Raw genomic sequence first — 21,334 nt, forward strand, 5'->3', positions numbered from 1 at the left:
CGGTTCACGGCAGGGGAACGAGCCTGACCACGGTGACCGTCCATACGGATCCGGAGACGTAGTAGAGGACGATCGCCCCGTACACCGTGGCCTCGCGCCGGTCGGGCTCCCGTTTGACGGCGGACGACGCGTGCCCGTACGGATCCTGGCCCACGGTGCGTGCCATCTCGTCCCGGAAGAAGTCGCCGTCCCGCATCTTGGCCAGGGTGTCGTCGGCCGGCGGTGCGTAGGAGATGCGGAAACTCAAGCGACGCTCCGCCTCTCGGCCTCGTCCTGTGCCAGCCGCTCCAGGATCTGCTCGGCCTCGGGATCGGGGACGGACTCCAGCATCCAGTGCCGCATGACGGCCTGGATCTCGTGGACACCGGCCTCGTTGATCGCGTGGTCGAACTCCTCGCGTCTGTCCTCGGGCAGCGCGGCGCGGATGGCCGGGATGCTGTTGGGCACCTCGACCTCGGCACCGCCGACGAAGGTCTTCAGAGACTCGCTCATGATCGCTCTCCCCGATCTCCTTGCTCTCTGTGCACTGCCTACCCGTTCCGCGCTGCCTGAGCACCCGGGAACGGGTGGGAACGGGCGGGCACGGGCGTCACGTTAGCCGGTGCGGCAAGGGCGGGCGCCGGGCCCCCTGCGTGCGGTCGACCCGCGGGCAGGGGGCCCGGCGTGTTCTCTACCGGGGCGGGAACATCAGCCGCTCAGGGATATGTTCGAGTTCCCGCTGCTCTGGTATCCCTCTGTCGCGAGGATCATGTAGTAGTTGAAACTGCCCAGATTCATTCCGGCACGTGCCCACGCGTCGAAGTGGTTTCCGGTGGTGATGGTTCCGCCCGTCCGCTTCGACTGCCGGACACTCCAGTACTGGTTGAAGGTCTTGGTGCCTTCGACGGAGGGCGCGTTGTACCGCGTCGTCCTGTAGATGTCGTACGTACCGCCGTCGCTGGTCACCGTGCCCTTGTGCTCGCCCGTGGGCCGGTACGTTCCCCAGTTGTCGACGATGTAGTACTCCACAAGCGGGTTCGCCGTCCACCCGTAGAGCGTCAAGTACGCGTTGCCCGACGGATTGAAGCTGCCCGAGTAGTTCACACTCCGGCGTCCGCCGTTGCTCCATCCCTTACCGCAGACGAAGTTGCCGACGTTGCTCCATGAGGTGCTGTAACCCCCGCCGGACTTCAGGGTCATGGACGTCGACCCGCCGCCATCGGTCCAGAACGAGTAGTAGAAGCCGTTGTTGGTGCCGGTCTGGTTCGAGGTGATGACCGTGTCGGCGTGGGCGGTGCCGGGCAGCACCAGCGCGGAAGTGGCCAGCGCCAGGGCGCCGGTGCCGCCGATGAATCCTCTGCGGCTGAGCCCGCCGGCGGGGGTGCCGTCGTTGTCCTTACCCGTGGGTGTGGGGGCGTCGTTCCTGTTCATGCGCTTCCTCCTCGTGAAGGCTGGCTGGGGGGCCAGGCAGCGTGATACGACCCGGCGGACCTGTGGGGGGCCGGGGTGACGCGACATGAGTCGGCCGGTCGTCGTGCGGTCGGCGACCGGAGGGCCGGGTCACGTGGGGTGCCCCGGACCGACAGGTTGGGGCCTGTCGATGGCATAGGTTGGTCCGGCGCCTTGGTGATGTCAACAGTTTCCGCAAGAATTGCGAAACCCCCATCCCGGCAAGGGACTTGGTGAGAAGACGTCCGGCCTGGTCAAGGGTGGTGTCTGATCGGAAAGGCTCAATCGAGTCGGTCGGGGGACTCGATATGGAGATCAAAACCCGGTCCGAAGTTTCGAAAGTTTCGAAGATGTGTCCGATCCCGCCGTGCGGGGTGGCTCGGCTCAGGCGTGACCCTTCGGCTGCCCGGGCACAGCGAAAAGCCCCTACGCGCGGACAGACCGCAGGCAGGGGCGCGGCTCGCGGGGTCGGATGCGCCCGGCTCCCGCCCTTGACCGCTGGTGCCCCTGGCTCCGGCACGACTACGGCACGCGGCACGAGGCCGACCCCGAATCCGTTCGCTTCTCACCGGCCTGTCCAGCAGAATTCCGGCCATGGGTACGGACATACACGGCTTCATCGAGGTCAAGAACAATCACATCGACATGTCCGAGCCCGACGACGACGACCCCTTCCTTCGCTGGCATCCGGCAGGGGCCTTGGATCACCTCTACAACGGCCGGTGCTACTACGCCTTCGACTGCCTGTTCGGGGTGCGAGGTGGCTGTTTCGAGCCTCTGGCCGCGGGGCGAGGCTTCCCGGAGGACGCATCCCGGGCGGCGACCAGAGCCTTCCGGGAAGAAGGCCTCGACGCCCACAGCCCGTCCTGGATCAGCTGGGCCGAACTCGAGGCGGCGGCGTGGGACGAACCCGCTGCGCTGCAGGTGAACCCGCAAGCGTTTGAGTACCGTCGCGGCTCCGACGGCGACTGGGTCTGCTGTGGGTGGGGCACATCGTGTGAGCGCCTCGCCGAACTCACCGGAACCAGCCTGCAGACCGTCGCGCGCGCGGGCGACCGCTGGCCCGAAGGCACCGAATGGGTCGACGGAGAACGCCTCTTCCGTATCTCACGGCTCAGCCGGCGGCAGGCGGTCCGGGACGAGGACTGGGGCGACCTGTGGGCGGTGATGCGCACCCTGGCCAAGCGCCACGGCCCTGATCACGTCCGCCTCGTCGTGTGGTTCGACAACTAGGACCAGGTCACGTCCCGGCGATCCCCGTATCAGGCATGCGGCGGAGTACCTCGGCCACCCTGACCCCGGGCTGACGCTTCGCGTGCTCGTGCACCCGGTGCCGGGCCCGGCGACGGCCCTGAGGCAAGGACGAACCCCCTACTCGCGGACAAACCGCAGGTAGGGGGTTTTGGGCGTGCTACGTCTTCCTGCCCCGGGTCCTGCGCACCGCTCCGGCCGACCTGCGTCCTGCCTGCTCCGCGCCGTGATTGCGGTGCTGTCACCTGTCATCGCCGGTGGTCGTCTGCTGCCGTTCGCCGGCCTCGGACGGCCCGTATGCCGTGTCCGCCGTCGCCCGTACGAGGTCGTGCGGGCGACGCCGCTCTCCTGCTCACACGTGCGCATCTCGGTGATGCGGTTCTCCGGGCGGCCGCTCGTCCTCCCGGGCACGCGCGATTCGACTGCCGGGCGGAGCGGAAGCCCTGGTCAGGCCCATCGCGGCCACACCGCGTCGGCCCCGGCAGCTCATGACGGCTGCCCCGGCCGCTTCGACCGGGGCAGCCGCCGGTCCGTGCCGGGGGAGAGGGACGGCGCCCGGCGGCAGGTCTGGAGGGACGAGGAGGGGGAACACGGCGAGACGCCGGGGTGAGCCCCGGTTCCACTCGTAGCCCGAGAGGCACCGAACGACGGGAACGCCATGCCGACCGACACACCGGAAAGACGCACCGCCCTCCCCGGTGGACACCTCTCCGCCATGTCACCCTCTGCGGGCGACGACGTCCCCTCCCGGCCGTCCCGGGCGGACGCGGAGCGCTCGCTCCGTGCCCCGGAGACCGCCGGGGGCATGGGCCGGGCCGCAGGGATCATCGTGTCGACGGCGGTCTGCCAGGCGGCACTGATGGTGGGGCTCGGACTCCTTGTCACCGGACCCGCGGCCCGCGTATGGCCACTGACGTCCGAGGACGAGGTCACCGACGCGCTGGAGCGTGCCCGTACCGGCACGCTCGACACGGTGTCCCTCGTCGTCTCCGAGGCGGGCAACACCGCCGCGGTCATCGCAGGCACCCTCCTGGCCTGCCTCGGCCTCCTCGTGGTCCCGCGGCTTCCCAAGTGGAGGGACGCGCTCTTCCTGGCTGTCGCCGTCTCGCTCCAGTCCCTGGTCTTCCTGGTCATCACCGAAGCGGTGGACCGCGCCCGGCCGGACGTCGAACGGCTCGACGCCTCGCCCCCCACCTCCAGCTACACCTCCGGACACACCGGCGCGGCGACAGCCCTCTACGCCGGCCTCGCGGTCCTGGTCCTGCACCGGACGAAGGGGCCGTGGCGCAGAGCCGTAGCGGTGCTGCTGCTCCTCGTGCCCCTGCTGGTGGGGATCGCCAGGGCGTACCGGGGGATGCACCATCCGACGGACATCGCGGGAGGTCTGCTCAACGGCGCGCTGTCCCTGTTCATCGTCGGCCGCGCCCTGCCGGCCGGACCGCACGTGCCCGCCGCCGCGCCTGCCGACGCAGCGGCCCGCAAGGCACCGGCTCCCGGGGCGCCGACCGGGCAGGCCCCCGGCCGCACCGCGGTGGTCTTCAATCCCACCGTCACCGACGAGGCGGCCTGCGCCGGCCTGCGACGGGTTCTCGAGGATCACGGTCACCACCCGGCGGACTTCGTGCCGACCACCGCCGACGACCCGGGGGAGGGACAGACGGCGCGCGCGGTGCGGGACGGGGCGTCGCTCGTCGTGGTCTGCGGCGGCGACGGGACCGTCCGGGCAGCGGCGGAGGCGCTGGCCGGTACGGGCATACCGCTCGCGGTGGTGCCCTGCGGCACGGGCAACCTCCTCGCCCGCAACCTGGGACTCCCGGTGAAACCGGCGGAGGCGCTGGCCGTCGCGCTGCGCGGTGCTCCGCACCGCATCGACCTCGGGTGGATCGAGGGCGACGGCATGGCGCCCGCGCACTTCACGGTGATGTCCGGGGCCGGGCTCGACGCCGCGATGCTGGAGAGCACCAGTGACCGCGCCAAGGCCGTGCTCGGTTGGCCCGCCTATGTGGTGGCGGGCCTGCGGGAGCTGCGCGCGCCCCGGATGCGCCTGACGGTCGGCCTCGACGGAGCACGGCCCCTGCGCCGCACCGCCCGGATGGTGCTCGTCGCCAACACCGGCAAGGTTCAGGGCGGCGCCGCGCTGGTCCCGGCGGCCCGGCCCGATGACGGCCTGCTCGACCTCATGATCCTCGACCCGCGCGGACCGGCGGGCTGGCTGAGCGCCGTCGCCTCGCTGGTGCGCCGCCGACCGGAGGGGGAGAGCGGCCACGCAGGCCGGTCGCGTCCCGTGGAGTACTTCACCTTCCGCCACGCGGACATCCGCTTCGAGGCACCGCAGCCACGCGAGCTGGACGGCGACCCCGTGGCCCCGGGCCGGCGCCTCACCGCCCAGGTCAGGCCCGGCGCGCTGACCGTCCTCATGCCTGTGCGGGGAGAGTGAGATGGGCACCGCCACCCGGGTCCCGCAGACCCGCGACATGGTCGGCAGCGAACTCTCCGGCGAGGAGGCGCTGGCCGCCCTGAGGCGCTACGGCCGCTGGCCGCTGCTGCGCGACTCCTTCATCCGCTTCCGGTACGCCGACGGCTTCAGCCACTCCCGGGCGCTCGCCCTGCAGACCGTGCTGGCCGTGGTGCCGCTGGTCATCGCCTTCGTCGGGCTGTCGACGGCCCTGCACACGGAGGACCTGGGCAGGGTGGCGGAACTGACGATCCACCGGATCACGGCGGGGCCGAGCGCCGCGGTGGTCGACGACGCGCTGGACCGCAGCCGGCACAGGGCCGACGACGGGGCCCAGCTCGCCCTGTGGTTCGGACTGGTCTTCTCCCTGACCAACACGACGACGGCGATGTGCCAGATAGAGCGCGGTGCCAACCGCATATACGGCGTCGAGCGCGACCGGGTCTTCCATCTGAAGTACCTGCGGGGGCTGGTGATGTCGCTGACCGCCGGAATCCCGCTCGGCATCGGCTTCGTCGCCATGGTGGCCGGAGGCGACCTGGTGGCGGCCGTGGTCGAGGTGTACGACCTCGGTGCCGGTGCCCGGTCCGCATGGGACCTGCTGCGCTGGCCCACCGGGGTGGTCCTCGTGGTCATCTCGGCGAGCGCGATCTTCCGCCGTTCGCCGAGGCGCCGCCAGCCGGGCTACACCTGGCTGGCCTTCGGCGCTGCCGTGTACCTGGTGCTCTGGACCACGCTGACCTGGCTGCTCAGCCTCTATCTCGAGGTCAGCGGTTCCTTCGACACCGTGTACGGCCCGCTCACGGCCTTCATGTCCCTGCTGCTCTGGGCCTACCTCACCTCCATCGCACTCTTCCTCGGCCTCTCCTTCGCCGCCCAACTGGAGGCAGTACGGGCCAAGTTGCCCGGTCCCGTACAACCCGACCCAGGAGCCTGAATTGACTGCCCGACCCGCTGCCCCGGCCCGACGACGGAGCCGCCGGGACGCCGACCGCAGATTCGGGATCCGGCTGTTCGGTTCCGCAGCCGTCGCCGCGGTCGCCGCCGTCATCTTCGGCCTCCTGCTCGTCCTCGTGGAGAGCGGCTGGCGTCCGCTGCGGCGCCTCGACGCGGGCGCGGCCCGGTGGCTGCACCGGACCGCCCTCGACCATCCGGCGTGGACCGGCACCCTGCGCTTCTTCTCCGACGTGGTGTGGGACCCCGTGACCCTGCGCGCAGCGGTCGCGGTGCTCACCCTGTGGCTGGTGTACCGCCGTGCCTGGCGTCTGGCGGCGTGGTCGGCCGTCACCGCGGTGGCGGGAGGGCTGACGGGGCTGCTGGTCAAGACCGTCGTCGAGCGGGCGAGGCCGGACCTGCCGGACCCGGTGGCGCACGCCCCCGGCTTCTCCTTCCCCTCCGGTCACGCGATGACGGCCACGACCTCGTGCGCGATCCTGCTGCTCGTCCTCCTGCCCCTGGTGCGCCCCGGCCTCCGCCCCGTGTGCTGGGCCGTTGCGGCCGTCTCGGCACTGGGTGTCGGCTTCACCCGCATCGCGCTGGGCGTCCACTGGTTCAGCGATGTGGTCGGCGGCTGGACGCTCGGGCTCGCTGTGGTGGCAGTGACCGGCTGGTCCTTCGAGGCATGGCGCGCCGACGCGGGCCTAGGCCGGACCGAGGTGGCCGAGGGCCTGGAGCCGGAGCTGAGCGACGACGACCCGGAGTCCGCCGACCCCGCCCACTGACGGGAACGTTGAGAGACTCCAGGGTCCATGGCTCGTCCTGCTCGATCCAACACACCCGTGCGTTATCCGCCATCCACTTACTCAGGTCGGCTTCGCCGAAATTGCCCAAAGGCCATCCGCATGCCACTGCCCACGCGCCGCAACTCACGCCCGAGCAGGCAGCCGAGGGCGAGCCGCAGCGTCGAGCCGGCCGCGTTGCCAGCGGGCGTGGTTCAGGGCGTCAAGGTGGAGCGCGCCACTGTACGAACGACCTCGACGCCCTGGGCCGCGACTGCTCGGCTCTGCCTGGGACACTGCGGGTGTACGCGCACCTCATGCCGTCGAGCCAGGAGCGCACCCGCAAGGCCGTGGCTGCTGTCTTCGGGTCCACTAAATCGGCACGACACGAGGGTTGAGGGCTCGTACGCTCCGAACCCGAGAGAGGGGGAGGGGCATGGCGGACGACTACTTCTTGCTGGTGTGCGACGACGTGCCCAATGACAGGGCCCAGGCCGTGAAAATGCCCCCGCTCCGCGTCGTATGCGCAGGTCGGGGGCATGATCGCAAAAGCTACTTCTTCTTGCCCTGGTTCTTCACGGCCTCGATGGCGGCCTTCGCCGCGTCCGGGTCGAGGTACGTGCCGCCCGGCTTCAGCGGGCGGAAGTCGGCGTCCAGCTCGTACGCGAGCGGGATGCCGGTAGGGATGTTGAGGCCCGAGATGGCGTCGTCGGAGATGCCGTCCAGGTGCTTCACCAGGCCGCGCAGGCTGTTGCCGTGGGCGGCTACCAGGACGGTCTTGCCGTCGAGGAGGTCCGGGACGATGCCGTCGTACCAGTACGGCAGCATGCGGTCGACGACGTCCTTGAGGCACTCCGTGCGCGGGCGCAGCTCCGTCGGGATGGAGGCGTAGCGCGGGTCGGCGCTCTGCGAGAACTCGGTGCCGTCCTCGAGGGCGGGCGGCGGGGTGTCGTACGAGCGGCGCCACAGCATGAACTGCTCCTCGCCGAACTCGGCGAGCGTCTGGGCCTTGTCCTTGCCCTGGAGGGCGCCGTAGTGGCGCTCGTTCAGACGCCAGGAGCGGTGGACGGGGATCCAGTGGCGGTCCGCGGCTTCCAGCCCGAGCTGGGCGGTGCGGATCGCGCGCTTCTGGAGGGAGGTGTGCACGACATCGGGGAGCAGGCCGGCGTCCTTGAGCAGCTCACCGCCGCGGACCGCCTCCTTCTCGCCCTTGTCGGTGAGGTCTACGTCCACCCAGCCGGTGAACAGGTTCTTGGCGTTCCATTCGCTCTCGCCGTGGCGGAGGAGGATCAGCTTGTACGGTGCGTCGGCCATGGCTCCGAGCGTAATCGAACCCGCACGGCCTCCGCGCGCCCGGTCACAGGGCGGACAAACGGGAGTGCGGGCCTCTGCCGTTTGACGGGCGGCGTCAATCGAGTGGCGGTCCGGGACCCGGCCTTCGTAATGTTCGGACGTCTACAGGGCCGCTTACAACAGCCGACCCGCATCCGCAGTCACGTCCCAGGGGGAGCCCTATGTCCGTCGCCGGTCTCAGGAAGGCGGCACACGAGACGGTTGCCGGGCTCCCCAGGGAGTTCTGGTGGCTGTGGACCAGCACGCTGGTCAACCGCCTCGGGGCGTTCGTGGCCACGTTCATGGCGCTCTATCTGACCCTGGACCGGGGCTACTCGGCCTCGTACGCCGGTCTGGTCGCTGCCCTCCACGGGCTCGGCGGAGTCGTCTCCTCGCTCGGGGCCGGGGTGATGACGGACCGGCTGGGGCGCCGGCCCACCATGCTGATCGCGCAGCTCTCGACCGCGGCGTCGGTGGCCGTGCTCGGCTTCATGGTCCATCCGGCCGCGATCGCCGCCATGGCCTTCGTGGTGGGCATGGCCAGCAACGCGTCCCGGCCGGCCGTGCAGGCCATGATGGCCGACATCGTCCGGCCCGAGGACCGGGTGCGTGCCTTCTCGCTCAACTACTGGGCCATCAACCTGGGCTTCGCCGTCTCCTCGGCCGCAGCCGGTTTCATCGCCGAGTACAGCTATCTGGCAGGTTTCCTGGGCGAGGCCGCCATGACGCTGGCCTGCGCGGTCGTCGTCTTCCTGAAGGTGCCCGAGTCCAGGCCCCAGAAGGCGCCCCGGACGGCGGAGGGCGCCCCCGGGCCGGACGACGTCCGGCTGGGCACCGTCCTGCGCGACGGGCGCTACATGGGTGTCGTCGGGCTGTCGTTCCTGGTCGCGTTGATCTTCCAGCAGGGGTACGTGGGGCTGCCGGTGGCCATGGGTACGGACGGGCTCTCCAGCTCCGACTTCGGCACGGCCATCGCCGTCAACGGCGTGCTGATCGTGGTCCTGCAGATTCCGGTCACCCGGTTCATCCAGCACCGCGATCCACGCCGTCTGCTGATCATCTCGTCCGTGCTCGCGGGGTACGGATTCGGACTGACCGCCTTCGCGGGGTCGGTCGGCGTGTACGCGCTGACGGTGTGCGTCTGGACCCTCGCCGAGATCGTCAACGCCCCGACGCAGACGGGCATCGTCGTCCAGCTCTCCCCGGCGCACGGCCGGGGCCGCTACCAGGGCATGTACACGATGTCCTGGTCGGCGGCGGCGCTCGTCGCACCGCTGATGTCCGGCTTCGTGATCGACCACTACGGCGCCGACTGGCTGTGGGGGACCTGCGCCGTGCTGGGCACGGTGGCGGCGTTCGGCTACTGGCTGCTGATGCGGAAGCTGCCGGATCCGGTGGCTCGCGTGCCTCTCGCGCCCGAGCGGGCGGTCGCCGAGCCGGCGATCTGACGAGGGCCGGCAGCCCGGCCGTCCGGCGGAAGCCCGGTGGCGCCAGGCGGTCCGGCCGGGCCACCGCGGTCGCGGCGATGCCCCGCGGCGGACACTCCTCCACCGCGGGGCACCGCCGCACCTGTCCGGTCAGCCGGAGCAGCCGCCGCACTGGCACGGCGCGCCGGACTGGCAGCCGCACCCGCAGCCCGAGCCGCAGCCGCAGGCACCGAGCACGGCTCGCTGCACCACTTCGGTCGGGATCTCCTGCTGGGGTTCGGTCATGGGCGAATCGGCCATGGTCCCTCCTCGGGGGGTACGACTCGGCGGCGTACGACAGCTGTCTGGGAGCTGCGTCGACAGCTGTGCACGACGGGGGCATGCGGCATGGCGTGCCGCCCCCATGCCCATTGCATGCCCACCCCGGCGGGCGCATCAACAGCGCACGCGCGCTGAGACGAACGTGCGACCGCGTGCGTTTCGCGCCCCTACGCCCCTTCCACCGGCGTGGGCGTCTGGATTTCGTCCGCGTGCTCACCCGTCACCAGGTAGACGACGCGCTTGGCGACCGACACGGCGTGGTCGGCGAAGCGCTCGTAGTAGCGGCCGAGCAGCGTCACATCGACGGCCGTCTCGATGCCGTGCTTCCAGCGGTCGTCCATCAGGTGCTGGAACAGCGTGCGGTGCAGCAGGTCCATCTCGTCGTCGTCCTGCTCCAGCTGGAGCGCCAGGTCGACGTCCTTCGTGATGATGACCTCGGCGGCCTTCGCCATCAGCCGCTGTGCGAGCTGCCCCATCTCCAGGATGGTGGCGTGCAGGTCGTGCGGCACCGCTGTATCCGGGAAGCGGAGCCGCGCCAGCTTGGCGACGTGCTGGGCGAGGTCGCCCGAGCGCTCCAGGTCCGCGCTCATCCTCAGCGAGGTGACCACGATCCGCAGATCGGTCGCGACCGGCTGCTGGCGCGCCAGCAGCGCGATGGCCCGCGCCTCCAGATCGTGCTGCAGGTCGTCGACCTTCTGGTCCGCGGCGATCACAGTCTCGGCGAGCTTGAGATCGGCGTCGAGCATGGACGTCGTCGCCCGGCCGATCGCCGAGCCGACGAGCCGGGCCATCTCGACCAGGCCTTCGCCGATCGAATCGAGTTCCTCGTGGTAAGCGTCGCGCATGGAAGTCCCTCTCCAGATCCTTGGCCCGCCCGGCGCACGGGGGGCGGCGTCGCGGGGCTGGCACGCACATCTGCGGCGTTGTCCATCAACAACTTCCCCAAGCTCTCGGCTTGGCTCGAGCAGGGGAGACCCCCTCGTGTTGTCTCAATTCTCCGCCTTGCAGCTGCACGCACCCAGCCCCGCCCCTTCTTCCACCCCCCATGTGCCGGGCGGTCTTACTGAGCCGGGGTCTCTGGGCCGACCCCCACGCTCCCACGGTGAGGGCCCAACGAGTCGGGATCCGGCCCCCGAAGTGAACCGGTACTTTCTCCACGGTGAACTCTGGGCGACGAGTGTTCGAGATGGCACCCGGATGGCTGGGAGAGAGTCGACGCGCCCGCATAACCTTGAAGCATGGACGTGAACGCGGCAGTCGCCGCAGCTGCCGCGATCGCCGGGTTGTGTACCGGTGTCATCGCGATGCTGGCGTTCCGCTGGAGCGAACGCGAGCAGAAACGCCCGACGCGTACGTCCCTGCGGCCCGACAGCAACGCCGCGCTGCCCCCCGGGGTGGACACGGTCCTCTCCGTGCTCAGCTCCTCGGCCGTCGTGCTCGACGAGAGCGACAGCGTCGTCAAGGCCAGCTCCGCCGCGTATGCGCTGGGCCTGGTCAGGGGCGGCCGTCTGTCGGTCGAGGCGATGCTCAACATGGCCAGGGACACCCGGCGCGACGGCGAGATACGCCAGGTCGAGCTGGACCTCCCACGGCGCGGTACGGGGCGGGGCGAGGCGCTCGCCGTCTCGGCCCGGGTCGCCCCGCTGGGCTCCCGGCTGGTGCTGCTGCTGGTCGAGGACCTCACCGAGGCCCGCCGCATCGAAGCGGTACGGCGCGACTTCGTCGCCAACGTCAGCCATGAGCTCAAGACCCCGGTCGGCGCGCTCTCGCTGCTCTCCGAGGCGGTCATGGACGCTTCCGACGACCCCGAGGCGGTGGAACGGTTCGCCGGGCGCATGCAGATCGAGGCGACCCGGCTGACCAACCTCGTACAGGAGCTCATCGACCTCTCCCGCGTACAGAACGACGATCCGCTCGAGGACGCCGAACCTGTCCGGGTGGAAGAGCTGGTCGCCGAGGCCATCGACCGGTGCCGCCAGCAGGCAGGCTCCAAACAGATCACCATGGCCTCGGGCGGCACTGCGGACCTCTTCGTCTGGGGGAACCGCGGTCAGCTCGCGGCCGCTCTCGGCAATCTCGTGGAGAATGCCGTCAACTACAGCCCCGCCCGTACACGCGTCGGAATCGCAGCCCGGCGGCTGGTCGCGCACGGCGGGGATCTGATCGAGATAGCCGTGACCGATCAGGGCATCGGCATCTCCGAGAAGGATCGCGAACGGGTGTTCGAGCGATTCTACCGCGTCGACCCGGCCCGCTCGCGGGCCACCGGTGGCACCGGTCTCGGCCTCGCCATCGTCAAGCACGTGGCCGCCTCGCACGGCGGGGAGGTCACCGTCTGGAGCTCTGAGGGACAGGGCTCCACCTTCACCCTGCGACTGCCCGAGTCGGGCGTCGTACGGGGGCGCACCAACGGCGGACCGCTCATCGTCAACGGTGACTCCGTTGACGGCGAGGGGCCGTACGAGACCGACACTTTTGAACCATTTCCTGCCCCGGAGGCTCTTCCGTGACCCGAGTGCTTGTCGTCGAGGATGAGGAATCCTTCAGCGACGCCCTGTCCTACATGCTTCGCAAGGAAGGCTTCGAGGTCGCCATCGCGGCCACCGGCCCCGACGGTCTCGACGAGTTCGAGCGCAACGGCGCCGACCTCGTCCTGCTGGACCTGATGCTGCCGGGTCTGCCCGGTACGGAGGTCTGCCGGCAGCTGCGGGTGAAGTCCAACGTCCCGGTGATCATGGTCACCGCCAAGGACAGCGAGATCGACAAGGTCGTCGGCCTGGAAATAGGAGCCGACGACTATGTGACCAAGCCCTTCTCCTCGCGGGAGCTGGTGGCCCGCATCCGCGCGGTCCTGCGCCGCCGCGGGGAGCCGGAGGAGGTCACTCCGGCAGCCCTGGAGGCCGGTCCGGTACGGATGGACGTGGACCGCCACGTCGTCACGGTCTCCGGCGGCAAGGTCGACCTCCCGCTGAAGGAGTTCGACCTCCTGGAGATGCTGCTGCGCAACGCGGGCCGCGTCCTGACGCGCATGCAGCTGATCGACCGGGTCTGGGGTGCGGACTACGTGGGTGACACCAAGACGCTCGACGTCCACGTGAAGCGACTTCGCGCCAAGATCGAGCCGGACCCGGGGGCGCCGCGGTATCTGGTGACGGTGCGGGGGCTGGGTTACAAGTTCGAGCCGTAAACCGGTGACCGCGGCTGAACCGCAGTGACGCCGGCAGTGCGGCCGGACGAAATCAGGTAGATCGAAGGGGCGTCCTCCGGCCGGAGGACGCCCCTTCGATCTACCGGGTCACTCGGTGACGGACGCCTCGTCCGTCGGCGTTGCCGTGGCGCTCTGCGACTCCGACGGCGAAGACTCCTCCGACGCGGGACCCGACGGCTCGCCCGGTGTCTCGGAGGCGTCCCCCGAAGGCTTCGGGGTGGGCTTCGGCACCGGCAGCGTGCTCGGGCCGAAGCCCTTGAAGAAGCCGGTCGCCGGGACGATCATGGAGCCGAGCCCGATGTCGCCGGTCTCGCTGAACTGGAAGACGACCTGCTGCACGCCGCCGTCCTGCCCCACCTGACTGCCGTCCGCGATCACGGCGGAGGCGTTGCCCTTGCCGCCCAGGATGACCCGTCCGCCGGCCGGGATCACGACGGGGCCCTTGCCCTTGGCGGCGTGCAGCTCGACCGTGGCGCTGGTGCCCGGCAGCGTGATGGCCTCCAGGACCTCCCGCCCGGGACCGTTGTTGAACAGCGTCGCGGTGACGACGGCCGGACCCTCGGTCTCGTGCCCGGGCTGGGTGATGACGTTCGCGTTCTGGATCTTGATGTGGTCGACAGCGGTGGCTGCGTTGTCCGGCCTGACCTTGAGCGTCTCGGCGTTGTTGCCCGCACTGCACGCGGACAACGAGGCGATCGAGAACACGAGGGCAGTGGCGGCGAGGGCGCCGTGTCGAAGGCTGCGGCTCACGGCGGCGGCAACTCCTTGAACGTTCGGACTGCGGGCTTCGGACTCTGCGGACAGGAAGGCCGAGCGGCGTAAAGCCGCCCTAAGTGTGTGTCAGCTGGCTCAGGTTACCGAGCCACCGTCCCGGGCCCGCACCCGACCCGCCCCCTTTGGCGGTACGGCAGAAGAGCAGCTCCGGATCGCGTCGCGATCACACCGTTTCGCACGGCGTTCACAAAACCCGCGTGATCGGTGAGCGGGCGGCGAGTGATCAATTTCCCTGGCGGTGGCGCATTCCTTGCGCATAATCCACCCGGCGGCCGACCGTTGATCAATTTCATTGACCATCGACCCAAAGGTCCGTACGGGTGATCGACGCCCGAACGGAGTGCGGAAACTTCACCATCCAGAATCCGGCAAAACGGGACGTTCAGTCACTTCCCGAGGGCTTCCAGTCCCTGGGACGCGCGCGTTTCGGCTCGCCCGCGCGCCCACTCCGACCTGCGAATATCGCCTTCCGGAAGCCTTCCGCAGCACGTTCGTGTCGCTGTTGTCAAGCCCCGAGATATGCCCTGACCTGCGAAAACGCCATTCAGGAGAAGCAGTTCTCGTGTTACTCTGGATAGCCACGGAAGGGGTACCTGTCACATGACGTTCAAGGTTGGCGACACCGTGGTCTATCCCCATCACGGGGCCGCGCTGATCGAGGCTATCGAAACTCGCCAGATCAAAGGCGTGGACAAGACCTACTTGGTGCTCAAGGTCGCCCAGGGCGACTTGACTGTTCGTGTACCGGCGGACAATGCGGAGTTCGTCGGTGTGCGCGACGTAGTCGGGCAGGAAGGGCTGGACCGGGTCTTCGAGGTGCTGCGCGCGCCGTACGCCGAAGAGCCGACGAACTGGTCCCGACGCTACAAGGCAAATCTCGAGAAGCTCGCCTCCGGCGATGTCATCAAGGTCGCCGAAGTGGTTCGCGACCTGTGGCGTCGTGAGCGTGAGCGCGGACTCTCCGCAGGTGAGAAGCGCATGCTCGCCAAGGCCCGCCAGATTCTGGTGAGCGAGCTTGCTCTCGCGGAGAACACGAACGAGGACAAGGCCGAGGCTCTGCTCGACGAGGTCCTCGCGTCCTGAACCGGATGACACCGGTCGCAAGAATGTGCCGCGGTGCCCGCTGACGAACCGTCCTTCACGGTAAGTCGTCGGGCGCTGCGGCATGTTCGGATCCCGTCGGATCCGCTACTGGCGCCATCCCCTCAACCACACGAGCCCCCGCTGCCGCTTGCCCGACCAGGGTTCACGGAAGGGGTCCCGGTCAAGTCAAGGCGTCGCGCCCGGCTCGCTGGGGCCATACCCATGTCGGCCGTGGAAACAAACCTGCCGAAGCTTCGGAGTGCAACCGATGTCATCGATGTCACCGACGCCTGCTGAACCGCGCCCCTCCCGCACCGCCGCGGTGATTCCCGCAGCCGGCCGCGGCGTCCGGCTCGGCCCCGGGGCCCCCAAGGCGCTCCGCGCACTCGGCGGGACTCCCATGCTGATCCACGCGGTACGGGCCATGGCTGCATCCCGCGCGGTCACGCTCGTCGTCGTGGTCGCGCCCCCGGACGGCGCGCCCGGCGTCAAGAACCTCATCGACGAGCACGCCCTGCCCGAGCGCACCGACTACCTGGTCGTCCCGGGCGGTGCGACACGCCAGGAGTCCGTGCAGCTCGGACTCGACGCGCTCCCCGACGACATCTCCGTCGTGCTCGTCCACGACGCCGCCAGGCCCCTCGTGCCCGTCGACACCGTGGACGCGGTGATCGAAGCCGTACGGGACGGGGCGCCCGCCGTCGTACCCGCTCTGCCGCTCGCCGACACCGTCAAGGAAGTCGAACCCGGCGCGCCGGGCGAGCCCGAGCCGGTCCTGTCGACCCCCGTACGCGCCAGGCTGCGTGCCGTCCAGACGCCCCAGGGCTTCGACCGGGACACGCTCGTGCGGGCCCACCGCACCGTGGCCGTCGACGGCGACGGCGCGACCGACGACGCGGGCATGGTGGAGCAGCTCGGCGCCCCCGTCGTCGTCGTACCCGGCCACGAAGAGGCATTCAAGGTCACCAGGCCCCTGGACCTCGTCCTGGCCGAGGCCGTTCTCGCACGCCGGAGGGCGAACGATGGATTCTGAAGCCGTGAAGCAGCCGGCGCCCCTGATCCCGCTCGTCGGCATCGGGACGGACATCCACGCCTTCGAGGAGGGCCGTGAGCTCTGGTGCGCGGGGCTCCTCTGGGAAGGAGAGGGCCCTGGCCTCGCCGGGCACTCCGATGCCGATGTCGTCGCGCACGCCGCGTGCAACGCCCTGTTCTCGGCGGCCGGACTCGGCGATCTCGGACAGCACTTCGGCACCGGCCGCCCCGAATGGTCCGGGGCCTCCGGTGTCACGCTCCTCACCGAAGCGGCGCGGATCGTGCGGTCCGAGGGTTTCGGGATCGGAAACGTCGCCGTGCAGGTCGTCGGGCTGCGCCCGAAGATCGGCAAGCGCCGCGACGAGGCCCAGAAGGTGCTGTCCGACGCGGTCGGCGCGCCGGTCTCGCTGTCCGCCGCGACCTCCGACGGTCTCGGATTCACCGGCCGGGGCGAAGGCATAGCGGGCATCGCGACAGCACTCGTCTACCGCACCGGCTGACCCTGGTCTCTCGTCGGCCCGGCTACCGCCCGGAACAGGCGTGCGCCGGTGGCGGAAAGAGCCGTCACCGATTAGTTGCGACACGATTTCCCAGGGGGCGTTGGGCACTGGTGCGCGCCCACTACCCTTGAGGGGTGACTATTCGCCTGTACGACACCAACGCCCGGCAGATCCGTGACTTCGCCCCGCTCACAGCGGGCTGTGTCTCGATCTACCTCTGTGGCGCGACTGTCCAGGCCGCCCCGCACATCGGGCACATCAGGTCCGGACTGAACTTCGACATCATGCGCCGCTGGTTCGACTACCGCGGCTACGACGTGACGTTCATCCGGAATGTCACCGACATCGACGACAAGATCATCAAGAAGTCGGCCGAGCAGGGCCGCCCCTGGTGGTCCATCGGCTACGAGAACGAGCGCGCGTTCAACGACGGCTACGACGCCCTGGGCTGCCTCCCGCCCACGTACGAACCGCGCGCCACCGGGCACATCACCGAGATGGTCGAGATGATGCGCGGCCTCATCGAGCGCGGTCACGCCTACGAGGCCGACGGCAACGTCTACTTCGACGTGCGCTCGTACGAGGGATATCTCGAGCTCTCCAACCAGGACCTGGACGACCTGCGCCAGCCCTCCGGCGACGGCGAGACCGGCAAGCGCGACCAGCGCGACTTCGCCATGTGGAAGTCGGTCAAGCCCGGCGAGCCCAGCTGGGAGACCCCCTGGGGCCGCGGCCGCCCCGGCTGGCACCTGGAGTGCTCCGCGATGGCGCACAAGTACCTCGGCACCGCCTTCGACATCCACGGCGGCGGGATCGACCTGATCTTCCCGCACCACGAGAACGAGATCGCCCAGGCCAAGGCCTTCGGCGACGACTTCGCGAAGTACTGGGTGCACAACGGCTGGGTCACCATGTCCGGCGAGAAGATGTCGAAGTCCCTCGGCAACTCCGTGCTGGTCAGCGAGATGGTCAAGCAGTGGCGCCCCATCGTGCTGCGCTACTACCTCGGCACCCCGCACTACCGCTCCATGATCGAGTACAGCGAAGAGGCACTGCGCGAGGCCGAGTCCGCGTTCGCGCGGATCGAGGGCTTCGTCCAGCGCGTCATCGAGAAGGCCGGCGGCGAGGTCGCCGCAGCCTCCGAGGTGCCGCCCGCGTTCGCCGAGGTGATGGACGACGACCTGGGCGTCCCGCAGGCGCTCGCGGTCCTTCACACCACCGTCCGGCAGGGCAACTCCGCCCTCGCCGCCGACGACAAGGAAGCAGCGGTCGCCCGCCTCGCGGAGGTACGTGCCATGCTCGGCGTCCTCGGCCTGGACCCCCTCGACCCGCACTGGGCTGGCGAGAGCGACCGGGGCGAGGACCTCCACGGAGTCGTCGACACCCTGGTACGCCTCGTCCTGGACCAGCGCCAGTCGGCACGCGAGCGCAAGGACTGGCCCGCCGCCGACGCCATCCGCGATCAGCTCAACCAGTCCGGCCTCGTCATCGAGGACGGCCCGAGCGGCCCCAGGTGGACCCTCGGCCCGCGCTGAGCGGCGACCTTCGCACCATGCGTGAGCAGCACAAATGTGCCGCCCGGCCATCCGGGCGGCACACTTTCACTTGAGACACTTTTTCTGAAGCAACGAAACAGGTAGGTCATGGCCGGGAACAGCCAGCGCAGGAACCGCCGCACGTCCAACAAGAAGGGCATGCAGGTCGGCAGCGGCGGTAACCGACGCCGCGGTCTCGAAGGCAAGGGACCCACGCCGCCCGCCGCCGACCGCAAGGGACACAAGAAGAACCGGGTGGCGAACGCCCAGGCCAAGCAGGCCGCGGCCCGCCGCCCCGCCCCGCGCCGCGGTGGCGCCAAGGGCACGTCGGAAATGGTCGTCGGCCGCAACCCCGTCTTCGAGGCCCTGCGCGACGGCGTCCCCGCGACCACCCTCTACGTCCAGCAGTACATCGACAACGACGAGCGGGTCCGCGAGGCCATCCAGCTCGCCGGTGAGCGCGGTGGCATCCACCTCATGGAGGCACCGCGCCCCGAGCTCGACCGGATGACGAACGGCCTGAACCACCAGGGCCTCGTCCTCCAGGTCCCGCCGTACGAGTACGCGCACCCGGAGGACCTCACCGCCGCCGCGTACGACAACAACGAGGAGCCGCTGATCGTCGCCCTCGACGGCGTCACCGACCCGCGCAACCTCGGCGCGATCATCCGCTCGGTCAACGCGTTCGGCGGCCACGGCGTCGTCGTCCCCGAGCGCCGCGCGGCCGGTATGACCGCCGGTGCCTGGAAGTCCTCCGCGGGCACAGCCGCCCGCACCCCGGTCTCCCGCGTCACCAACCTGACCCGCGCCCTCGAGGGCTACCAGAAGGCCGGCATCACCGTCGTCGGCCTCGCGGCGGACGGCGAACACACGGTGGAGGACCTGGAGGCCCTCGCAGGCCCCGTCGTCATCGTCATCGGCAGCGAGGGCAAGGGCCTCGGCCGCCTCGTCGGCGAGACCTGCGACTACCGGGTCCGGATCTCGATGCCGGGCGGCGCCGAGTCCCTGAACGCCGGAGTCGCCGCCGGCATCGTCCTGTACGAAGTCGCACGCCGCCGCGCGTGACCCGGTCCGGGCGGGCCCGGGGTCTGACGGCTCTCACGCCGTCAGGCCCGCCAGCCTCGCCCTCATCAGTACCGCGATCGTGAAGGCGTCCGTGATCCGCCCGTCGGCCACCATCGCCTCCGCCTCGGCGAACGGCACCGTGACGCAGCTGCGGATCCCCTCGGCCGCATCCAGCGGCCCCAGCGCCTCGATCCGTGCCGCGAAGAGCGACACCCGGTCGGCCGTCGCACCCGTATCCGGGTGGAGTTCACCCAGGGGAACGATCTCCAGGGCCACCGCGCCGATCTCCTCCCGCAGTTCCTTCGCCGCGTTCGCCCCGCCCGACAGCCCCTCCGTACCGAAACCGCGCGGCACCTCCCACTGCCAGGAACGCGTCGCGTGCCGGAAGTGCTCGATCAGAACCACCTCACCACCGAGGAGCGGGAGTACCACACACCCCTGCTCCGGCGTGGGGCTGATCGAGCGGATGTACGTACCCGTGGAGCCGTCGGGGAAGCGCACCGGATCGCGCAGCAGCACGACGAACCGGTCCTGGTACAACACGCCGCCCGCCGCCGACACCGCGTCCGGTTCGGTGAGGATCTCAATACCGCCGGGCTGATTGGCAAACAGCCCCGGCCGCTCCGTACGCAGCCGTTCGTACTGCTCGACACCCATCTGCCGTGCTCCCTCCGAGCCTGTCACGCCTCACGCATGCGGTGACTGCTGGTCCGCCTGGCCGCTTCGAGGCGCCGACCCGGTCTCCACGACCCGGCCCCCGTACGACTTGAGGATCTTCTCCCAGTCCCTTCTGACATTGCCCAGCTGGAGCGACGGCAATGTCAGCGAATGACCGAGACCCTTGCGCGCGCCCCGGCCCTCCCGGTCGAAGAACTCCAGCCGGACACTCAGGGCACCCGCGACTGCCGTCGCCATCTGGAGGGAACCCGCCAGCAGCGACACCTCCTCACCGGACGTCACCTGCAGGGCGATACCGGCGGACTCGAGGACCAGCGCCACCTTCATCTCGCGCTGGAAACCCTGACGGGAACCGCTCACCCTGCGCGCGGTCCGCAGCATTCCACGGTGCAGCCTGGCGACATCACCCGTACCGGCACGGAACTCCTCGGGGCTGGGCACCCGCCCGTCCCTGAAACTGCCCCGGACGAACGAGTCCAGGGCATTCACATAGCCGTTCCACTCCTCCGTGGCACGCAGCCGCGTGATGTCGGACAGTGACAGCGAACCGTAGGAACGGGGACCGTCCACGGCCCGGTGCAGAGCATCGGCGAACAGATCGCGCAGCAGAAGTCCGATCTGCTCCGGGTCGTCGTTCCGGCTGCGGACGTCTTCACGCAACTCCTGCAACGCCGAGCGCGGCGGCGAACCCGGAGGCGTCAGAGCGGTGATGCTGCTCGCCTTCGGAACCCCCAGGGTGTACAGGAGGTCGATCAGCTGCTTGGCCGGCACGATGTGCTCACCCTCCCGCAGCAGACCCTCGTGCACCTGCGTGCCCGGCCGGGTCAGGAACTCCCGGTACACGGCCTCACGCGTGATGGTCGAGTAGAGATCCTGCCGGGCGGCCCAGAGCAGGATGTCGGTGAGGATGCCCTCCTTCATGGCCCGGGCCTGGGCGAGGGAGATGCCCAGATTCCTCCTCAACGGCTCCTCGCGGAGCCGCTGGAGCGTCAGCAACTGGCTGGAGAAGAAGTGACTGACCCTCTCCGTGGCCTCCTGGTTCGCCGCATCGTCCCAGTCGAAGCGGACCAGGGCCGGCTCCGCCTCGTCGGTGAGCAGCCGCCCCCAGGCCCGGTGCACCTGCGGATCGTGCGCCCAGGCGAACTCGGCAGCCGGGTCACGCTCGGAGTACAGGAAGGGCACGAGCGCCTTCCCGTTCAGCAGGCGAATGAAGGCCTGCCGTTCGGCCGGATCGGCGTCCGGCAGGTAATTGGCCGAGACCGCCTCGTTGTTGATGAAGTACGCCCGATTGACCACCAGGGTGCCGCTGTTCACCAGCGCACGCCGCAGCTCGGCCGCAGAAGCGTCCACATCGTCCGGCGAGCGGCCCGGCGGCGCGTTCGTCCGCTGTCGTGCCGCCGCGAGATCGCCGGGCAGCCATTGGTTGTCCAGAGCCTGGGCCATCACCGGATACCGCGTCAGATCTTTGAAAGTAAGCTGCTGTCCGCCCATGACTCCCCAGTCGCCTACGGATAACGCACATGATGG

At 69.8% G+C, this 21,334-nt stretch carries 21 protein-coding genes; 12 read left to right on the forward strand and 9 right to left on the reverse strand.

The annotated features are described in order from the left end of the window. Window positions 1-4 precede the first annotated feature (4 nt). The 3 genes from ACFWBQ_RS18055 to ACFWBQ_RS18065 form a co-directional block, all read right to left on the reverse strand. A complete protein-coding gene (locus tag ACFWBQ_RS18055; protein ID WP_385489497.1) occupies window positions 5-247 on the reverse strand; it encodes a hypothetical protein in 243 nt (80 codons plus the stop codon). Continuing rightward, the gene (locus ACFWBQ_RS18060; RefSeq protein ID WP_385489500.1) at window positions 244-492 is read right to left on the reverse strand and encodes a hypothetical protein; all 249 of its coding nucleotides are present in this window, start codon (window positions 490-492) and stop codon (window positions 244-246) included. Before ACFWBQ_RS18060 ends, ACFWBQ_RS18055 begins: the two co-directional genes overlap by 4 nt. Before the next feature lie 195 nt (window positions 493-687). Then, a complete protein-coding gene (locus ACFWBQ_RS18065) occupies window positions 688-1,410 on the reverse strand; it encodes a glycoside hydrolase family 11 protein (protein ID WP_385489502.1) in 723 nt (240 codons plus the stop codon). Window positions 1,411-2,022: 612 nt separating this feature from the next. On the opposite strand from ACFWBQ_RS18065, the gene ACFWBQ_RS18070 reads away from it, so the two are divergent. From ACFWBQ_RS18070 to ACFWBQ_RS18085, 4 genes are all read left to right on the forward strand, one after another. After that, entirely contained in the window at window positions 2,023-2,661 is a 639-nt protein-coding gene (locus ACFWBQ_RS18070; protein ID WP_385489505.1) for a hypothetical protein, read from the forward strand. A 733-nt stretch (window positions 2,662-3,394) separates the two neighbouring features. Beyond that, window positions 3,395-5,116, forward strand: a complete 1,722-nt coding sequence (locus tag ACFWBQ_RS18075) for a diacylglycerol kinase family protein (RefSeq protein WP_385489508.1) — start codon at window positions 3,395-3,397, stop codon at window positions 5,114-5,116. Between the two features lies 1 nt (window position 5,117). Further along, window positions 5,118-6,071: a YihY/virulence factor BrkB family protein gene (locus tag ACFWBQ_RS18080; RefSeq protein WP_385489510.1), complete on the forward strand. Its 954-nt coding sequence runs from the start codon at window positions 5,118-5,120 to the stop codon at window positions 6,069-6,071. A 1-nt stretch (window position 6,072) separates the two neighbouring features. Continuing rightward, complete coding sequence (locus ACFWBQ_RS18085; protein WP_385489513.1) at window positions 6,073-6,855, forward strand: phosphatase PAP2 family protein; 783 nt, start codon at window positions 6,073-6,075, stop codon at window positions 6,853-6,855. Window positions 6,856-7,404: 549 nt separating this feature from the next. On the opposite strand, the gene ACFWBQ_RS18090 is transcribed toward ACFWBQ_RS18085, so the two are convergent. Further along, a complete protein-coding gene (locus ACFWBQ_RS18090; protein WP_385489516.1) occupies window positions 7,405-8,166 on the reverse strand; it encodes a phosphoglyceromutase in 762 nt (253 codons plus the stop codon). 200 nt (window positions 8,167-8,366) lie between these two features. Between ACFWBQ_RS18090 and ACFWBQ_RS18095 the strand changes: the two genes are divergently transcribed. Further along, the gene (locus ACFWBQ_RS18095) at window positions 8,367-9,632 is read left to right on the forward strand and encodes an MDR family MFS transporter (RefSeq protein ID WP_385489519.1); all 1,266 of its coding nucleotides are present in this window, start codon (window positions 8,367-8,369) and stop codon (window positions 9,630-9,632) included. Between the two features lie 129 nt (window positions 9,633-9,761). Here ACFWBQ_RS18095 and ACFWBQ_RS18100 read toward each other — a convergent pair whose 3' ends face one another. Both ACFWBQ_RS18100 and phoU read right to left on the reverse strand, forming a co-directional pair. Beyond that, entirely contained in the window at window positions 9,762-9,911 is a 150-nt protein-coding gene (locus tag ACFWBQ_RS18100; RefSeq protein ID WP_385489522.1) for a hypothetical protein, read from the reverse strand. Between the two features lie 188 nt (window positions 9,912-10,099). Beyond that, the gene (gene phoU / locus ACFWBQ_RS18105; RefSeq protein ID WP_385489524.1) at window positions 10,100-10,777 is read right to left on the reverse strand and encodes a phosphate signaling complex protein PhoU; all 678 of its coding nucleotides are present in this window, start codon (window positions 10,775-10,777) and stop codon (window positions 10,100-10,102) included. Window positions 10,778-11,170: 393 nt separating this feature from the next. Here phoU and ACFWBQ_RS18110 point away from each other — a divergent pair, with 393 nt between their 5' ends. Both ACFWBQ_RS18110 and ACFWBQ_RS18115 read left to right on the forward strand, forming a co-directional pair. Beyond that, window positions 11,171-12,442 (forward strand): sensor histidine kinase, encoded by a 1,272-nt coding sequence (locus tag ACFWBQ_RS18110; protein WP_385489527.1) that lies wholly within the window; start codon window positions 11,171-11,173, stop codon window positions 12,440-12,442. Continuing rightward, on the forward strand, window positions 12,439-13,119 hold the full coding sequence (locus ACFWBQ_RS18115) for a response regulator transcription factor (protein WP_006377546.1): 681 nt from the start codon (window positions 12,439-12,441) through the stop codon (window positions 13,117-13,119). The genes ACFWBQ_RS18110 and ACFWBQ_RS18115 overlap by 4 nt, the downstream gene beginning before the upstream one ends. Before the next feature lie 108 nt (window positions 13,120-13,227). Here ACFWBQ_RS18115 and ACFWBQ_RS18120 read toward each other — a convergent pair whose 3' ends face one another. After that, a complete protein-coding gene (locus tag ACFWBQ_RS18120; protein ID WP_385489530.1) occupies window positions 13,228-13,890 on the reverse strand; it encodes a DUF461 domain-containing protein in 663 nt (220 codons plus the stop codon). Window positions 13,891-14,514: 624 nt separating this feature from the next. Between ACFWBQ_RS18120 and ACFWBQ_RS18125 the strand changes: the two genes are divergently transcribed. From ACFWBQ_RS18125 to rlmB, 5 genes are all read left to right on the forward strand, one after another. Further along, window positions 14,515-14,997 (forward strand): CarD family transcriptional regulator, encoded by a 483-nt coding sequence (locus ACFWBQ_RS18125; protein ID WP_006380568.1) that lies wholly within the window; start codon window positions 14,515-14,517, stop codon window positions 14,995-14,997. A gap of 268 nt (window positions 14,998-15,265) precedes the next feature. Beyond that, a complete protein-coding gene (gene ispD / locus ACFWBQ_RS18130) occupies window positions 15,266-16,030 on the forward strand; it encodes a 2-C-methyl-D-erythritol 4-phosphate cytidylyltransferase (RefSeq protein WP_385489534.1) in 765 nt (254 codons plus the stop codon). Further along, the gene (ispF, locus tag ACFWBQ_RS18135) at window positions 16,020-16,529 is read left to right on the forward strand and encodes a 2-C-methyl-D-erythritol 2,4-cyclodiphosphate synthase (RefSeq protein WP_385489537.1); all 510 of its coding nucleotides are present in this window, start codon (window positions 16,020-16,022) and stop codon (window positions 16,527-16,529) included. Before ispD ends, ispF begins: the two co-directional genes overlap by 11 nt. A 134-nt stretch (window positions 16,530-16,663) precedes the next feature. Further along, window positions 16,664-18,064 (forward strand): cysteine--tRNA ligase, encoded by a 1,401-nt coding sequence (gene cysS / locus ACFWBQ_RS18140; protein ID WP_385489539.1) that lies wholly within the window; start codon window positions 16,664-16,666, stop codon window positions 18,062-18,064. Window positions 18,065-18,172: 108 nt separating this feature from the next. Further along, window positions 18,173-19,129, forward strand: a complete 957-nt coding sequence (rlmB, locus tag ACFWBQ_RS18145; protein WP_385489542.1) for a 23S rRNA (guanosine(2251)-2'-O)-methyltransferase RlmB — start codon at window positions 18,173-18,175, stop codon at window positions 19,127-19,129. A 33-nt stretch (window positions 19,130-19,162) separates the two neighbouring features. Here the strand turns inward: rlmB and ACFWBQ_RS18150 are convergent, their stop codons facing one another. Both ACFWBQ_RS18150 and ACFWBQ_RS18155 read right to left on the reverse strand, forming a co-directional pair. Beyond that, complete coding sequence (locus tag ACFWBQ_RS18150; RefSeq protein WP_385489545.1) at window positions 19,163-19,786, reverse strand: NUDIX hydrolase; 624 nt, start codon at window positions 19,784-19,786, stop codon at window positions 19,163-19,165. A 30-nt stretch (window positions 19,787-19,816) separates the two neighbouring features. Continuing rightward, window positions 19,817-21,298 carry a hypothetical protein gene (locus ACFWBQ_RS18155; RefSeq protein WP_385489547.1) on the reverse strand — a complete coding sequence of 494 codons (1,482 nt, stop codon included), beginning with the start codon at window positions 21,296-21,298 and terminating at the stop codon, window positions 19,817-19,819. Window positions 21,299-21,334: the final 36 nt, after the last annotated feature.

This window comes from Streptomyces sp. NPDC060035 (assembly GCF_042736635.1).
Taxonomy (GTDB): Bacteria; Actinomycetota; Actinomycetes; order Streptomycetales; family Streptomycetaceae; genus Streptomyces.

Coding starts and splice junctions, on each gene's coding strand:
- ACFWBQ_RS18060 (WP_385489500.1), bottom strand. CDS start 492: ATGAGCGAGTCTCTGAAGACCTTCGTCGGCGGTGCCGAGGTCGAGGTG.
- ACFWBQ_RS18065 (WP_385489502.1), bottom strand. CDS start 1,410: ATGAACAGGAACGACGCCCCCACACCCACGGGTAAGGACAACGACGGC.
- ACFWBQ_RS18070 (WP_385489505.1), top strand. CDS start 2,023: ATGGGTACGGACATACACGGCTTCATCGAGGTCAAGAACAATCACATC.
- ACFWBQ_RS18075 (WP_385489508.1), top strand. CDS start 3,395: ATGTCACCCTCTGCGGGCGACGACGTCCCCTCCCGGCCGTCCCGGGCG.
- ACFWBQ_RS18080 (WP_385489510.1), top strand. CDS start 5,118: ATGGGCACCGCCACCCGGGTCCCGCAGACCCGCGACATGGTCGGCAGC.
- ACFWBQ_RS18090 (WP_385489516.1), bottom strand. CDS start 8,166: ATGGCCGACGCACCGTACAAGCTGATCCTCCTCCGCCACGGCGAGAGC.
- ACFWBQ_RS18095 (WP_385489519.1), top strand. CDS start 8,367: ATGTCCGTCGCCGGTCTCAGGAAGGCGGCACACGAGACGGTTGCCGGG.
- ACFWBQ_RS18100 (WP_385489522.1), bottom strand. CDS start 9,911: ATGGCCGATTCGCCCATGACCGAACCCCAGCAGGAGATCCCGACCGAA.
- phoU (WP_385489524.1), bottom strand. CDS start 10,777: ATGCGCGACGCTTACCACGAGGAACTCGATTCGATCGGCGAAGGCCTG.
- ACFWBQ_RS18110 (WP_385489527.1), top strand. CDS start 11,171: ATGGACGTGAACGCGGCAGTCGCCGCAGCTGCCGCGATCGCCGGGTTG.
- ACFWBQ_RS18125 (WP_006380568.1), top strand. CDS start 14,515: ATGACGTTCAAGGTTGGCGACACCGTGGTCTATCCCCATCACGGGGCC.
- ispD (WP_385489534.1), top strand. CDS start 15,266: ATGTCATCGATGTCACCGACGCCTGCTGAACCGCGCCCCTCCCGCACC.
- ispF (WP_385489537.1), top strand. CDS start 16,020: ATGGATTCTGAAGCCGTGAAGCAGCCGGCGCCCCTGATCCCGCTCGTC.
- rlmB (WP_385489542.1), top strand. CDS start 18,173: ATGGCCGGGAACAGCCAGCGCAGGAACCGCCGCACGTCCAACAAGAAG.
- ACFWBQ_RS18150 (WP_385489545.1), bottom strand. CDS start 19,786: ATGGGTGTCGAGCAGTACGAACGGCTGCGTACGGAGCGGCCGGGGCTG.
- ACFWBQ_RS18155 (WP_385489547.1), bottom strand. CDS start 21,298: ATGGGCGGACAGCAGCTTACTTTCAAAGATCTGACGCGGTATCCGGTG.